Source organism: Pseudoalteromonas rubra, assembly GCF_001482385.1.
GTDB classification, from domain to species: Bacteria; Pseudomonadota; Gammaproteobacteria; order Enterobacterales; family Alteromonadaceae; genus Pseudoalteromonas; species Pseudoalteromonas ardens.
Genome location: NZ_CP013611.1, coordinates 1,175,884 through 1,191,176, shown reverse-complemented (window position 1 = coordinate 1,191,176; position 15,293 = coordinate 1,175,884). Strand labels below are relative to the sequence as shown.

The 15,293-nt window shown below is 46.2% G+C and carries 8 protein-coding genes; 6 read left to right on the top strand and 2 right to left on the bottom strand.

All coding sequences use genetic code 11. The annotated features are described in order from the left end of the window. Positions 1 to 879: 879 nt before the first annotated feature. The 4 genes from AT705_RS05295 (at position 880) to AT705_RS05280 (ending at position 4,372) form a co-directional block, all read left to right on the top strand. Positions 880 to 2,586, top strand: coding sequence for a CocE/NonD family hydrolase (locus AT705_RS05295; protein WP_167551975.1), 1,707 nt, complete (start codon positions 880 to 882; stop codon positions 2,584 to 2,586). A gap of 80 nt (positions 2,587 to 2,666) precedes the next feature. Continuing rightward, a complete protein-coding gene (locus AT705_RS05290; RefSeq protein WP_058795798.1) occupies positions 2,667 to 3,290 on the top strand; it encodes a LysE family translocator in 624 nt (207 codons plus the stop codon). Positions 3,291 to 3,341: 51 nt separating this feature from the next. Beyond that, on the top strand, positions 3,342 to 3,857 hold the full coding sequence (locus AT705_RS05285) for a hypothetical protein (protein WP_058797906.1): 516 nt from the start codon (positions 3,342 to 3,344) through the stop codon (positions 3,855 to 3,857). Positions 3,858 to 3,862: 5 nt separating this feature from the next. After that, positions 3,863 to 4,372, top strand: a complete 510-nt coding sequence (locus AT705_RS05280) for a hypothetical protein (protein ID WP_058795797.1) — start codon at positions 3,863 to 3,865, stop codon at positions 4,370 to 4,372. Between the two features lie 74 nt (positions 4,373 to 4,446). Here AT705_RS05280 and AT705_RS05275 read toward each other — a convergent pair whose 3' ends face one another. Beyond that, complete coding sequence (locus AT705_RS05275) at positions 4,447 to 5,103, bottom strand: VC0807 family protein (protein WP_058795796.1); 657 nt, start codon at positions 5,101 to 5,103, stop codon at positions 4,447 to 4,449. A 188-nt stretch (positions 5,104 to 5,291) separates the two neighbouring features. Next, positions 5,292 to 6,830 carry a choice-of-anchor A family protein gene (locus AT705_RS05270; RefSeq protein WP_058795795.1) on the bottom strand — a complete coding sequence of 513 codons (1,539 nt, stop codon included), beginning with the start codon at positions 6,828 to 6,830 and terminating at the stop codon, positions 5,292 to 5,294. Between the two features lie 310 nt (positions 6,831 to 7,140). Between AT705_RS05270 and AT705_RS05265 the strand changes: the two genes are divergently transcribed. Next, a complete protein-coding gene (locus tag AT705_RS05265; RefSeq protein WP_058795794.1) occupies positions 7,141 to 8,145 on the top strand; it encodes an acyltransferase family protein in 1,005 nt (334 codons plus the stop codon). A gap of 345 nt (positions 8,146 to 8,490) precedes the next feature. Continuing rightward, positions 8,491 to 15,255 (top strand): PKD domain-containing protein, encoded by a 6,765-nt coding sequence (locus AT705_RS05260; RefSeq protein WP_058795793.1) that lies wholly within the window; start codon positions 8,491 to 8,493, stop codon positions 15,253 to 15,255. Positions 15,256 to 15,293 lie beyond the last annotated feature (38 nt).

Sequence of the window (15,293 nt, the reverse complement as noted above, 5' to 3'; positions counted from 1 at the left end):
CTAAAAAACATGCCTTAAAAGAGGGCTTTTTGCAGCGCACGCCTTGGAGTAGCTTGAAACACAGAACAGGTCCTTGCCGTGTTTCCCGTCTGGTCTGGAGCTGCCTTCTTGTTTCCGGGAGTAACTGACAAACAATTAGCCCTTCAGTATAAAGGTTTCACCCTGCATCACAGACACGAGTGCCAGCTAAAACCATGCAGCATTGTTCTGTAGCCGTTAGTGGCAAGCTTTGCTATTTGCATATTATCCTTGCCTGCTAGCTGAAGCCTGTTAAGGACAACCTAGCAGTAGCTCCATTCAGGGTGGACGGCTATATACATACTCATCCCGTAGTGGCATAGTGATTTTGGCGACCTAATTAAGCGTGTTATGTTACTGTTTTAATAGAGGGAAAATTTTGCTATACGTCATCTTTCTAGTACCTCTCTTTGTCGTATTTTACAATTTGAGGGTGTTCATTTTAAAGCTGCTAAACAAAACGACAGAGTCATTTATATTTTTAGTTGTGCCCATCTTAGTCGCTTCAATTTATCTTGTGAGTTCACGTCAGGAAAGCTTTTGGTATAGGTCAATGGTTTTATTTTGCTAATACAGGAAGTTCTTTCTGTTCTTTTTACGGGCCACCAGTAAAGCGTGTCTGTTCTGAAAGGGCCTGTACAAAGCTCTCTATCTGTTGGCTCACCTTCTTTAAAATACTGATAAGCCCCTTGGTGCGTTAATCCAGCCCATTTGTTCTATCTCGTTACTTTACCTGTTTTCGCTCCACTTTTGGTGTGTTATAACGTAACTTAATTGTTAGGCTAAATTATTCAAGGAAGCATAAATATGAAGGTGGTCTATCTTTTTTTAGTCCTTATGTTTTGTACGTTCAACAGTCGTGTGTTAGTTGCAAAGGAAGCTGCTAGTCCGCTCACTGTGCCTTTGTCGGACGGCACTTTGCTCAGGGCGACTGTATTTCTGCCTGAGACAGATGAGGAAAAACCGGTTATTTTACAGATCACGCCCTATGGTCGAGATGAAGCGACCGAGCGTGGTGAGTTTTTCCGAAATCATGGCTATGTGTTTATCGCCGTTGATAGCCGAGGAACGGGTGACTCCCAGGGTGAGTTTGTCCCTTTTGCAGATGATGGTAAGGATGCTTATGACATCGTGGAGTGGGCCGCGAAACAGTCATTTAGTGACGGTCAGGTTGCCACTCTGGGTGGCTCGTATCGTGGCTTTGTTCAGTGGTCGATGCAAAAGTTCTCACCGCCATCCCTAAAATCTATGATAGCCATTGCCTCTGTTTATCCCGGTAAGGATTTCCCCCTCAGAAACAACATTTTTGTGAATTACACTATGTCCTGGTTAAACATGGTATCAAAAGCAGGTAAGGGCGCTTCGTACGGAGGGGGTCCTTGGAATGAGCTTTACTTAGAGCAGAAAAATAACGGACTCGCATTTTCTGAATTAGATAAATTAGCTGGCAATCAAACCACTGAGTATCAAACCTGGTTGCAGCATCCAAAGTATGATGATTATTGGCAGGGCTTTGTACCAAACGCCGATAATTACCGGGCGATCAATGTACCTATCCTGTCTGTGACCGGGCATTATGATGGAGATCAGCATGGCACTTTGCTTTACTATCAAAACCATCAAAAATGGGGTCGCCCAGAGGTGTTTGATCAGCATTATTTGATCATGGGCCCATGGGATCACGGTGGCACTCGTTACCCAAAACAGGTTCTGGGGCAGTTGCAATTGGGAGAGCACAGCGTGCTGGATATGAAGCAAGTGTATTTGGATTGGTTTAACTGGACTCTGAAAGGCAAAGGTAAACCACGCTATCTCAAAGGAAAGATCAGTAAATATATCCAGAAAGCGGGTATTTGGCATGCCAGCAAGCAGTTGGCACAGGGCCGCTGGCATACACTGTACTTAGCACGTACTAAGCGGCCAGAGTTATCTGCATCCCCTTCTGTTCTGGTTGATGCTGATCGCCGTCACTCCCGCTATGTTTATGATCCTATGCGTAAGGTCAGTGCGCCATCGGCGTTTGATCTCAGTGGAGAAGCGCCTCTTTGGCATGCTGATGATGAAAAGCTTGTCTTTGATAGTGCAGAGCTTTCCGAAGATCTTGTACTATCGGGTCGGATCCAGGCGAGATTGTGGCTGAGTATCAATGTCCCTGATACGGATTTTCATGCGAGCGCATTTGAAGTGTGCCCTGAGAATAAGCCGTTGCTATTAGCTTTTGCAATTAAAAGAGCAAGGTATCGTAACGGCCTTCAAAAACCAGAAATGGTGACGCCTGGTCAACCGTTTAGCCTGAATATGGACGATTTCAATTATGTTTCACGTGTGTTATCCAAGGGCTGCAAATTACGCTTTGTTGTCTCATCGAGCAGTTGGTATCATCAGAAGCATTATAACGGGGAAGGTGCGGTTGCCCATCAAACCGCTAAAGATGCCAAGGTCGCAAAAGTCACGCTATGGCATGATAACACCTACACAAGCCAACTACGATTGCCGGTGCTTGAAACGGTACCAGAGAGTTATAATGGGGCTTTTCCTCTGACACCTAAAGTAGAGAAAGAACAATAAAGGCAAGGCTTCTGGTGAGATAATGTCTGTATTTGTTCTTTTTGCTAATTATATAAGCAATGATTTGTAGGGAAAACACCATGCAATTTGAAAGCTGGATAACTTTTTGCTCAATCGCGTTACTGGCAACTGCCACACCCGGACCTGCGGCTTTGTTGGTGTCTATGCACAGTTTGAGTTTTGGTTTTAAAAAGTCGATGTTGACCGTACTGGGTAATATCACCGGGCTTTTCATTATGTCCGGGTTAGCTGTACTTGGTCTTAGCACGGTGATCCTGCATTCTGCACTTGCCTTTACCATGGTTAAAGCCCTGGGTGCATTATATCTGATCTATTTGGGTGTGAAATTGTGGCGACATGGGCTGAGTAAACTAGACGTCAACGAATCCAGCTGTGCTAAAAGTAACGCACTCAGCTTATACGGTCAGGGTGTGCTGGTCGCGTTAACTAATCCCAAAGCAATCGTTTTTACAACTGCGCTCTTTCCGCAGTTTATTGTTGTCTCAGAGCCTTTGTTTGCTCAGTTCTCTGTCCTGGTTTTGAGTTTTATGTCTTTGTCGGTGTTGTGTTTGTCCAGTTACGCTTTTGCAGCCCAGCGCGCAAAATCTAAAGCACGCAATCTGGTGTCGGGTAAATGGCTGGGTAAACTATTTGGTTCCACGTTTATTGGTGCAGGCTGTTTTCTTGCAACAACGTCCAGGTAACCAGGCTGCGATTAACCGGCCAATTTTTTATATCAGGCATGGGATATGCGAATGAATAAACAGTTTATTCCGGAGTCATTTGAACCGCCAGTTAATCTGGATACGGAGCACTTTCATTTCAGGGTATTGGACATCAATGTTGCCGAACCTGATTACGAAGCGGTAATGTCAAGCCTGCAAAACTTGCAGGGGATCTTCGGCCCGGATTTTGACTGGCCGAAAGCAGATATGACTCTGGATGGGAGCAGAGCAAGCCTGAAAGTGCATCAGCGCGAATTTGCCGCCCGTGAGGCATTTGCCTACTCCGTTTTTGATTGTTCACAAAAGCGCTGTCTGGGGTCGGTATATATTGATCCAAGCCGTTCACCTGAATATGACTGTGAAGTGTATTTATGGGTGCGATCAGACAGTCAGGCATTGGATCCCGTGCTATACAAAACGGTTCAGAACTGGCTCGGCGAACAATGGCCATTTAACAAGGTTGCTTTTGTAGGAAGAGCGATTTCCTGGCAAGCCTGGGGGGAAATCTCACCCACACAGAGTGCAGCGAAACTTAGAGAAGGTTAAAGTCTATGAAATGGTTTGTATTGAGCCTGCTTTTGTTCTCATCCGGGCTATTTGCTTGTAACCCGAATGCAACGACGTTTTCCAACGAACTCCGGGAGGAAAGGCAGTTGGAAGAGACTTTTGCATTGCAGATAGCACAAGAGGCCGATTTTATCGGGATTGGTCGCGCAGTAAAAGTACGTTCTGTTGATGAAGAAGTCTGGGGCTACCAGCAAAGGGTCTTTTTTACTGTGTATAGCGTGCTCAAGGGGGCTGCAAGCGCTGAGGTTTCCGCGCTGATGTTAAAAACTGAATCGCTTTCAGATGCAGAGCGAATTGACGATCTCTATGTTTGTGTCAAGGCTCAGAAGCCAAGTGTAGACGACGCGTATGCTGTTGAGACTTATAAATACTTGTTTTACATCAAGGATGGCATTTTGTTACGGACGAATACCTATCCGGAAGCGCCATTGCCTATGAGTCCGGCAGAGGAGGTGGCGTTTTTGCGGCTTAAACAGCAAATCCAGAGTCATTAATCACATTAACTCAAAGCGGTTAAAAAAGGGATGCCAGACCAGCATCCCAATTCATTCACCAGTTGACGCTGGGATCATTCCTGGTCGTGAAACATCTCTTCAAGCTTAAGTCCTGAGAGCTTCTTCAAAGAGTTCAGTAAGTAATAGAGCGCGATAAAGAAGACAATCATTGTTGGTACCATAATCACCGGGTAGCTCAGCGCAGTCATTCTGCCCAGTTCACTATTATAGGCCTCTGTGCCTGCCGGGCTGACGACAATCATTTTTGCCAGAATATAGTTTAGCGCTGAAGATAAGAAAAATGCACTGGCAAGGATCTTGGAGGCAACCTGTTGCACTTTGATTAACTTATCGCTGTTGCCTTTTTCTGCTAATGCCTTTTCTATTCCTTCAATGTCCATGACAGTGTCATTGAACATCAGCGTTTTTAGCAAGGGATACTTAGTATACTGGCTGACAATAATGCCAATCCCGATAAGCCCCGGGATTAAAGCTTCTTTGATGGCGATGTATTTTGCATCCAGCTCCAGCAGACTAATCCCTCCGGTGAGCAAGACGGAGACAATACCCAGACCAGAGATAAAGCTGAACTTTCCTGTGTTTTTACGTTCCCACAGACCAAACCCTAGTGGAAAGGCCAGCGCGACTGCAACCCCGAGTGCCGGACCCAAGTATTGCTCTCCCGAAAACTTAGTCAGGATAACCACCGGAATAATAATGTTAAAAATCATTTGGCTAAAAAAGCCGCTTTGTTTCTTATTGGACGACGACACTTTGTCCCCTGTAGTTCTAAACAACGAATGGCCTGAGTGTACGGCAAACTGGGGTTAAAGGGCAACTTTAGGCCTAAAGTGAATATGAGACAAAAAAAGAAGCTGCACCGGGCAGCTTCTTTTTTTGATGAGGTCGTAACTTGGTGTTAGTTACAGAAGTTCTTCATCCAGGTAAGGTCATTCACGCGATGCGGAACGTGGAAGAGCTTAGTTGATTGTGCAGTTTGCGGATCAATCTCATAGATTGCCGCCTCAGCATTACGCTCACGGCCCGACACATACAGTGTCCCTTCTGGTGAGATGGCCAAACCGGATGCCCAGTTAATGCCATGCTTGCCAATCAGGGTTAGCTCCAGATTTGCGTCTGCGGTGTACAGCGCAGTGCCGGTGAGCACGTAAAGCGTGTTGCCATCCGCTGAGTAGGCAATATCGCCGTTTTTAAAGTCTTCGTTCGAGGCTTTCATTTTACCCAGCACGCGCTTTTCACCCGTGGTTACATCGTAGTCGTAAGCATATGTGCGACTGGTGGCCTTCAGAACGTCACCCGAGATGTCATAGGCAAGACGAATAACTTTATAGCCATCAGTCACTGATTCCAGGGTTTGCGTTTGTGCAGACAGATCATAGCTGTAAATGTGTGAGCTACGGGTCTTAGCGCTTTGCTGGTCGATGAAGTAAAGTTTACCGTCATGTGCAGCGATATTTGATGCTGTGTTATTCAGGTTAATTACTTTGTTCGACTGGCCTGTTCCCAGGTCTATTTGGTGTACGTAGCCTTGCTCGGCATCGCCGTAATAGTTAATGGCATACAAACCACCGTTACATACAGCGCTGTCATCAGGCAGCTGACCTGTAAAGCTTCCGCCACGTAACTCCATAGAGCCATTAAAGCTATTTGCGATAACTGGCATGGTTGCCGTACCGTGTGGTGCTGTGATATCGGCTTTGGGTGCTAAAATCACGCCTTCGGTTTGCAAGCCGGCCAGGTTTAGTGCTGTGGCATCTGGGAAGTTAAAAATGGTGCGTTGTCTGTGGTTGCTCAGCGTTGCATAGCTTTTGTTATTTAGCGGTGCAAAATTAGCGTCGGCACCTGAAATATTGAACACAATCGTGGCGTTGTCTGGAATACCCGAGACATCAAATGTATGACTTGACTGAACGTCCTGACCGGAAAGATTAAATACCTGCAGCTCACTGGTATTATCGCCTGTCAGGTAAAGGCCACCCCATTGCTTGAGTGTTTCACCTGTTTGTGACAATTCAGCCAGGCTGGCAGACAGGGCTAACATATCCGACTGAGCATCGGCAAAGTCGACAGGCAGAGTCGTAGCGTTGGCAATGACCTCGGCACCGGCTTCAAGACCTAAACGCACGGCTTCGCTCACCTTGTCTGTTTGGCCACCAGCAATGATATGTCCAACATACTGCCTGCCATTGATATACTGAATGTCTCCACCAGCAACCAGATAATGCGCATTCAGTGCACTGTTATGGCCATACCCGATAGAATAGCCATTGAGGCTGACATCATCGCCTGCAAACACGGCACCCAGTGCATTTCCCGATGTTGAATAAAAGTCATCAAATACCAGTGCGGCATAGCCTTTATCCAGGTCATGCTCAGATGACGCGCTTACCGAAAATGCACAAGCAACCAGTGCGCCTGCGAACAGCTTTTTCTTCATTAAGTTCTCCACGAGTTAGGCCTGCACTTAGGTTTTTGCGCAGCTGCCTTGTCAAAAATTCGCCTATTCTAGTTCTTTTATACTAATTTGTCTCTACTTTTCTTTCATTTTACGCTTGCAGTGTGTCAACTATAGGACCTAATGTGTCTTTTTATTGTCACTGGCATGTTTGCTCGAGTGTGATAAAAAGCAGCTAAAATCGTCGACATCGCCCTGGCATAAACCAGCATCAGACGATAAATATTTGATGCGCTTTAGTTAATAAACGCATCCTGTTGCACGTCATAAAAATAATAAAAAAGGATCCAGTATGGAGATCAGAAAACTCAATGCCCTGAGAGGCATTGCGGCAATCATCGTGTTTGTAACGCATTTCAGCGACATCACACACTGGCTGGATGGGGCGCTGGGAGGTGGAGCCGGTGCGTATGGTGTGATGTTATTTTTTCTGCTGAGCGGTTTTTTGATGTCGCACTTATATCTGGACAAAGACTTTACTCTAAGGGGTGTAAAGCAATACTTTGTAGCGCGTTTTGCGCGTGTTGTGCCACTTTATCTGCTGGTGGTCTTTGCATCGTTCGTGCTGACTCAGGAAGGCAGCGATCTCCTCTATCATATCCCTGACCACCAAGCGCTGTTGGCGCATGGGTTGTTTTTATATGGCGACAGCGTGCTTTGGTCTATCCCGCCCGAAGTGCAGTTCTACGCTTTATTTGTGTTGTTATGGTCATTCGCTGCGACAAGGCGAGGCTACATCTACCTCTTTATAGTCGGGGGACTGCTGCTTCTGTTTTTTACTAATTTCCCCCGTATTTACGGTGACATATACGGTGTGCCTTACAATCAGTTCACTGTGTTGCGCAGTCTGCCTTATTTCTTTATCGGAGTGATATTCGGGTTACATTATAAAACCCTGGTTATTCCCTCATATCTGAAAAAGCACGGATTTATTTTGGCTTTATGCCTTATTCCACTGATGTACCCTGAGCTGTCTCCGGTGACATCGGATGCAAAAAATCGCATGTGGCTGACTTACGAGGTGTTGCTGGTAATGAGCTCCGTGTTCTTCTGTGTGGTTTTTCTGGTGCCAGACAATAATGTCTTGCTGGCCAATAAGGTTGGTGATTTCTTCGGTAAAATCTCTTATTCACTGTATTTATTACACATGCCAGTGATCACTGTCATACATCAGTTTGACTGGGTTGTTGAGATTAAACTTATCGCTTCGTTTGCATTGAGCACAGCGATTGCGTTTGTGTCATTTGTTTGTATTGAAAAGCCCATTGCCGGGTTTTTAAGACGTTCAGCTCGCTAGGCTAGTTCGAAGCTATCCGGTTCGTGGCAAGTTAAAACAGGGTATTCGTAATCTATTGTTCTCAAAAGAGTCGTAAAATATTGCGACGCAGAGTTATATCAAATCACTCAAAAACCAACAGGTGTAGTGCGCGACATTTTGAAGTTAATTTTTTTATTTTATAAGCAACCCATTTAACTAAATTACTTATATTAAACATTTGCAACTCTTGGTGTTGGCTTGATTGGTTGTGTTAACAAAGGGCCCTTTTAAATAACATTATTTATATTTGACCTGTACGGTAATTTAATTAAGATCGCTCCTTTTTTGTTCGAATATCGGTTGCTGAGAGCGAGGCATAGTTTAGTGGAAAATAATATCGTTGGTGTAGTGAGAAGGTCCTTGGTGATCTTGCTGCTTGGTTTGGGACTAAGTGCATGTGGGGGAGGCGGTGGTGATACATCGACTGGATCCCAGACAAACACTCAAACAGGCAATGGTGGGTCTACTGTATCTGTGGATAACAGAGTACCGACTGTGTCAATCACTGGAGCGCAAAGCGTCAACGAAAATGAGACGTTGACCCTAACAGCCGACGCTGATGATCCCGATGGCCGTATTCATACCTACGCGTGGTCATATCAGGCCGACTCTGAATTGCAGCTAGCCGGTGCGGACAGCCCGACGCTTGAGATGACAAGCAAAGGTGTCGATGAAGATACCCTGGTCACAGTATCTTTGACCGTTACTGACGACAAGGGCGCGCAGGCAACCGCGACCTATCCGGTCACTATCAAAAATGTGTTAGAGCCCTTCTCGATTGAAGTGACCGGTGAAAGCGCATATACAGAGCAAACCGATTTTGTACTTACCCTGGTGCCCTCTGTTGACATTAGCCATATCGCGCAGATTACTTGGACGCATGATGCTGCGGTTGATTTGCTGCTCAGTAGTGCAGATGAGCCCAAGCTCACTGTTAGCGCCCCGGATCTCACGGATAATCTGGGGGTGAATTTCACAGTCAATGTTGAGCACATCGATGGGCGAGTACAATCTGAATCGCATTGGGTACAGATCCAGGCATTACCGAATGTCTCTCCTATGGTTTCTGTCTCTGCGGACGATGAAGTGATAGAGGGAGTCACTTTTACGCTGGCAGCTGATGCCTCTGATAGTGATGGTCAGGTAATGCGCTACTCCTGGTCATATAGCTCTGAGATGCAACTGGGTGTGTCAGATGTGACAGAGCAAATCTTGCAGGTAACTGCGCCCGATATAATGTCAGACAAGACCGCTCAATTTACCGTGACAGTAGAAGACAACCAGGGGGCAACCACGACGGCATCGCATTCCGTTGTGGTTCGTGCACTGCCCAATATTGCGCCAACGGCAGTCATTCAGGGCGAGTCAACTCTGCTTGAAGGGCAACAGCTAATACTCACAGCGCAGGCCAGTGATAGTGATGGCGAAATTGAGCAGTATAGCTGGAGTCATACAGCATCTGTTGATCTGGTATTAGACACCACAGTTGAGGGGCAGCTTACCCTTTCCACCCCAGATATTATGGCCGACAGTACTGCCACTGTGTACTTTGAAGTCACAGATAATCAAGGTGCGGTTACCAGAGTTGCACATAACATTGAGATAGAAGCGCTGCCAAATGTTGCACCGCAAGTGAACATAGCAGGCCCCGCACAGGCGAGCGAACGCTCGGCTTTTTCACTGATTGGCGATACGAATGACTCCGACGGCGAAGTGGTGGCTTATCAGTGGCATCATGATTCGAGTCTGTCGCTGATACTGGACGGTAGCGAGCGTGCCAGCCTGTCAGTGACCAGCCCGGATATCCAGCAAGCACAAGCGGTGACATTTACCTTGACTGTGACGGATAATCAGCAAGCGCAATCCAGCTATACTCACTTGGTAACCATAGAGCCCAAGATGGTCGAGCTGACAGTATCGGGTAAGGTCACGGATGCCCCGATCCCATTTGCCGATGTCGTCCTGGAAGTAGCGCAGAGAAGCTTTACCGCGCAGGCAGATGAACAGGGCGATTATCAACTGACCTTCAGCGTTGATGAAAGTGAAGTGAATGCCCTGGGTATTTTGCGCGCGACGGATGCTCAAACGCAAGGGCGTGTTGAACTGGTATCGCAACTGGGGGCCGTGTCGGAGCTTCAAGAAGCAGCAGGAGAAGATAGCACAGTCAGTAGTAGTGAGTTATTTGACGTGAACGTCACCAACGTGACCACAGCAGAATATGCCTTACTTCAGCGCAGGCACCCAGTCGGTTTCAATAATGCGAGCGCGCTGAAAGAAGCGCGTAAACACATTGCCACGGGCGAGAAACTGTCGATTGCATCGATATTAAAAGCGGTGATTGACCATGGGGTTGCACTACCAGAAGGAGCAACTTCGACACTGGCGCTTGCACAAAATGCCGAATTACTCGCTCAGCTGACTGACTCCCTGGACACAGAGCAGCCTGCGTTACTGGCGCAAATTGAAGAGGAAATTAAACAGGATGATACTTTAGTTGATGTCTCTCGTTTTTCTCCTTTGGGTACATATTACTTACTTGAAACCTCAGTGGTTGATGGTTTCGGCGCCAGCATAGAGTTTAAAGAAGATCAGACCGGTTCTCTGGCAGGCAGATCTCTGTCTCACTTCACATGGGAAATTCAGGGGCAGCAAATCCTAATCAACCTTGAGAGTGAACTTGATGTCAATACCAGTCAATTTAGCACCCGCGGGGGCTTTAAGACGACCCAGCTTACCCTGACTATTTTCGACAGTGCGGAGCATGCTCAGGCCGTCACCATTGATTTTGTGCCAACCCAGAACCTGCCTCAGGCACCTGATGGTATAGTTTCTGTCAATGCCCAGTTGTTTGATAGCCGCCAGACCACTCAGCTAGCAGACGATGCCTTTATCGGTAAATGGTCGCTGCTTTTCAGTGATGATCAGAGTGAGCCAAGGCGTATTCGTTTGGATATGAATGCCGGTAATCAAAGTGAGGTGTTCGCCGATGAACCCATGCTTTCCGATGATGAAGTCTTTTCAGTTTTAGGTACTTGGTATTACACCAGGCCCTGGGAAGAGGTCAGGATCGATGCCCTCTTTTTCAATTTTGGGTTTGTGCCGGTCAGAGAGACTGAATTCGGTTATCAGGGCCTGATGTTGCAAGGGTTCGATGAGCACCGGCGGGTAGTTCAGGCAAATCTAATTAAGCATCAGGACATTAGCTTCGACGATATTGATTACCAGAAAATGTGGCGCCAGATAGGTAACAAGGGAGCTCAAAGCAAATTTAAGGTTGATAGCAATGACAGCTACCATTACCGCTGGCACAGAGGTATTGAAGGGGTTAAAGCAGATGGCTCTTTTCACCAGTATCACTATGAGTTTGCAGGCCAGGCCGTGGGGCATTGTGACACCAGTCAACCAGAATGTGATATTAGCAAAGTATTCCGCCACAAACTGCTTGCAGTTCAAGGTGATCACATTGCCGTAGAGTTTGCCAAAGATGTATATAACAGAAGTGATTTCGGTATATCTTATGATATCTCTAGAAGTATACATTTTTATCGCCTGTCTGACAGGGATTGGAAGCTGGGCCAGTTTGACAAGTCGCTCTACAAGAATGAGCGCTTTGGGCGAGTACTGGATCATGGTGTGGGTCTTTATCATGTAACCGATAATGGTGTATCGCATATTGAACGAGACTCTCATTGCCCGACTAACCCGTCACCCGCTCACTTGTGTTCCGACACTTTGATTATCGATGGCGTTGAGTATAAAGCACGACTGGATAGCACGCGCATAGAGCTTGAACACCTTGTTACCGGAGAACGCTCGCAATTATTGATCCAGGACGAATCTGAGTCTGATTTGGTATTGTGTCATGTTGCCGAAGGAGATGTGTGCAGTGTCGATAACACCTTCCGTTTTAGCTATACGAAACCTGAACTGAACATCAGCTTCACTGTCTCAGGCCTGGGGGAGCTATTGCCAACTACCGCTGAGTATTATTATGGTGAAGCATTCTTAGTTACTGTAAACGCGCAAGAAGGTTCACATCTTGCAAGTATTGAGGGGTGTAATGGCCGTCTTATTGAACGTCAGGGACAAGCCTACTATCAGGTGAATAACCCGGTTGCAGATTGTGAGGTCAACGCCAGCTTTATTGAGGATTTTGTGCCGACAGAGTCAACCTTACTGATCGATACAAACGCGGAGGCTATACCAACCGGCTGGTACTATGAAATGACGGGTGATAGTCGTGGAGTTTTTTATGGTACAGACGCTAGTGCTAATTTCTCAGTAACACAGAGTGAAGGTATTTCTGTTTTTACCTTTGATGATCAAAAGAGAGTAGCAGTACAGCTTAATCATCGTAAGTTAAAGTGGGTAAATGGGTTCACACTCTCCCATCAGGGGCAAGACGTGGATATTCGCTGGAGTGCGTCTGACTGGCAATGGGGGCCGGTCAGTATGACGGAAGTGCGCTCGGTACACCCTAGTCACTATCTGGCGTCGCTTGACATAGACAGAGATAATTTGATCGGTGAATGGTCAGTCACTTCTATTGAGCACGGAAAAACAGTTCGGCTAACTCTCAATGATGACCATACCGGAGTGTTATCGAGAATTGAGCCGGGAGTGGGTGTACCGTCACAGCTTACCTGGGAGTTGACCGCGCAGGGTGAAATCCGCTTGTATGGCGAACAGTCTGGTGATTCAGCCACAGTGAAGCTATATGAACAAAGGGAAGGGGGCTATGCCTTTGCTGTTGAGCAGGTTGAATTAGGTGGCATGTCAAATGGTGCTAAGCCAACCTGGTTGAGTTACGGGGCAGGTTTGCTGGTTCCACTTAAAGGCATGACTATGGATAACTTGGCTGGGAGCTGGCGTTTCAATCTCAATGATTCATATTATGGTTTTGAATTGTATCAGGGCGGTGAGGTTCGCTCGGGTCGCTTTAGCGGCGCCGCGACAGCCAAGTTGGACAATCATCAACTCACAGTGACCGCTTTTTATAATGATATTTTAGGAAGGCATGATGCGTTATGTAGCGCTGACAGAGCAGAGTGTCAAGAGCAACTAGTTGGTTCGTATACCGTTTTATCCTTTATCTCAGGTCGCCTTTATGTGTATGAGCATAACGAATCGGGATCAACCGGGACTCTGGTAAAAGTGGATATTGACCCGGATGGCAAGCTCAATGAAATTGACTACTCCATGAGGTCAAACAACCAGTATTATCAGAAAACAGGGTCCTCACTTCGAAAGTGGTCTTTCTATCACCAAAGTGGTTATTCACATGGTACTTTGTTGATCGATGATAAATTCCCACAGACCAAATATCTCGTCGACGAGCAAAATGATATTATTGAGTTATTGGATCTGAGTGGTGAGTTAGTTGAGCAGTATAAATTGATCGATAATGACATTGACTCTATTACCTTGTGTCGATTAACGGATGGTCAATGCGATTCAGATGAGCACGTTATCTTGTACTACCAGCCTGCTATGGTTGAAGTGGCTATTACAGCACCACAAAGTGTATACTTGTCAAGTAACCTCACTTTACCTTATATCCAATATGGTGATTATTTGGAGGCCTTTGTTTTTCTTGGTCGGGACAGTAGTTTGTTTGTGTCGTCTTTCGAAGGCTGTGGTATCGAAAAGCCCTTGTATTTTTCTGACAACAGTTTAACTTTCAGAGTCGATTCGGTTACCGAGTCCTGCGATTTCAGGATAACCGTGGACCAAGAGCCGGAGTCGCATGCTGACAGGTTAGGTATCACAGATGACTACCTGCGTGATTGTATTGATGCTCAATCAGGCAACTATATTGAATATGGTTCCGGCTTGTCTTGTTACAAACAAGAAAAACAGCCAACAGATTTAGCTGGTTTAGAGAAGCTTCTGTTTCTGGAAAAGTTGTATCTAGAAGAGACGGTATTGAGTTCGAATGCGCTGCAAACAATTGAACAACTGACAAATTTAAAAGAGCTGACTGTCCGAGATGGCGAAAAGGACGATGGCGTGTTTGAAATGGATCTAGCTAACCTACCGTCTCTTAGAGCAATTGACCTGAGTCACGGGAGCTTTGGTGCGGTTTCGTTGCACAATGCACACTCACTTACAGAGCTAAATGTCTCTGAGTCCGACGTTAGCGAGTTTGATATAGCAGAAGCTACGGGTTTACAAACTCTCTTTGCATCGGGAATAAACGCGACCAGTTTGGATATCAGTCATAATACGCAGTTAACTGTATTGAACATATCTTATTCTCAAGTACTCGAAGTGGTTGGTGTGACGCACGCGCACATGCTTGAATCCCTGTCAGCTATGAATTCCCAGTTAAACTACCTGGACTTAAGTCAATTCACACACCTTGAAAAATTGGATATTCGAAGGACGCAGGTTGCATCACTGGATATCACTTTTGCACAAAAACTGGCTGAGCTGAAAGCGTCAGATACGCCACTGAGTGTTCTGACACTCAATGGAGAGTCTAATATAACAAGTTTGGAAATTGATAATGTCCCTCTATCGCAGCTAAATACAGCGTTTATGAAAAAATTACGCTCACTGGATGCGACGCGCTCGATGCTCTCGAGTCTCGACTTATCACTCAATTCTGAGTTGTCGACAATCCGGCTAGCAGACGCTCAATTAACGAGCGTTATCATGCCTGAAGAGGGGGTCAATATTCCAACCGTTAATTTGATGAACAATCCCCTGACGGAGTTTATTGCCAATCAGCTTGATGCCGATAGCTTAGTCCTGCGTGGTACCAAATTAACCGCGCTCGATTTGACGGCAGTGAAGCATCTTGACAGGCTAAATATAGCTGAGACTAATATTGCGCAGGTAACCGTGCCTGCTAGCCTGAGTGGCTTGCATGCATCCCGTGTCCCAATGACAGAATTCACTATTCCTGACAATTCACAGTTAGTTTATGTGACTTTCCAACACAATACGCTCAATGCGATTCATGGATTGGATGCTTTCATCGAAAGTGGGCGGCCATTAGCTCTTTATCTTTACGACACTGAGATGGATGAAGACTTGCTGACACGGCTTGAATCGATAGAATCGATCTCAATTCTAGGCCGGTAAAACCTAGATTGAGCGAAACTGGTCTGTGTTACCAGTTT

Excerpts from the sequence above, each read along its gene's own strand:
- AT705_RS05290 (WP_058795798.1), top strand. The coding sequence starts at position 2,667 with ATGCAATTTGAAAGCTGGATAACTTTTTGCTCAATCGCGTTACTGGCA.
- AT705_RS05285 (WP_058797906.1), top strand. The coding sequence starts at position 3,342 with ATGAATAAACAGTTTATTCCGGAGTCATTTGAACCGCCAGTTAATCTG.
- AT705_RS05280 (WP_058795797.1), top strand. The coding sequence starts at position 3,863 with ATGAAATGGTTTGTATTGAGCCTGCTTTTGTTCTCATCCGGGCTATTT.
- AT705_RS05275 (WP_058795796.1), bottom strand. The coding sequence starts at position 5,103 with ATGATTTTTAACATTATTATTCCGGTGGTTATCCTGACTAAGTTTTCG.
- AT705_RS05270 (WP_058795795.1), bottom strand. The coding sequence starts at position 6,830 with ATGAAGAAAAAGCTGTTCGCAGGCGCACTGGTTGCTTGTGCATTTTCG.
- AT705_RS05265 (WP_058795794.1), top strand. The coding sequence starts at position 7,141 with ATGGAGATCAGAAAACTCAATGCCCTGAGAGGCATTGCGGCAATCATC.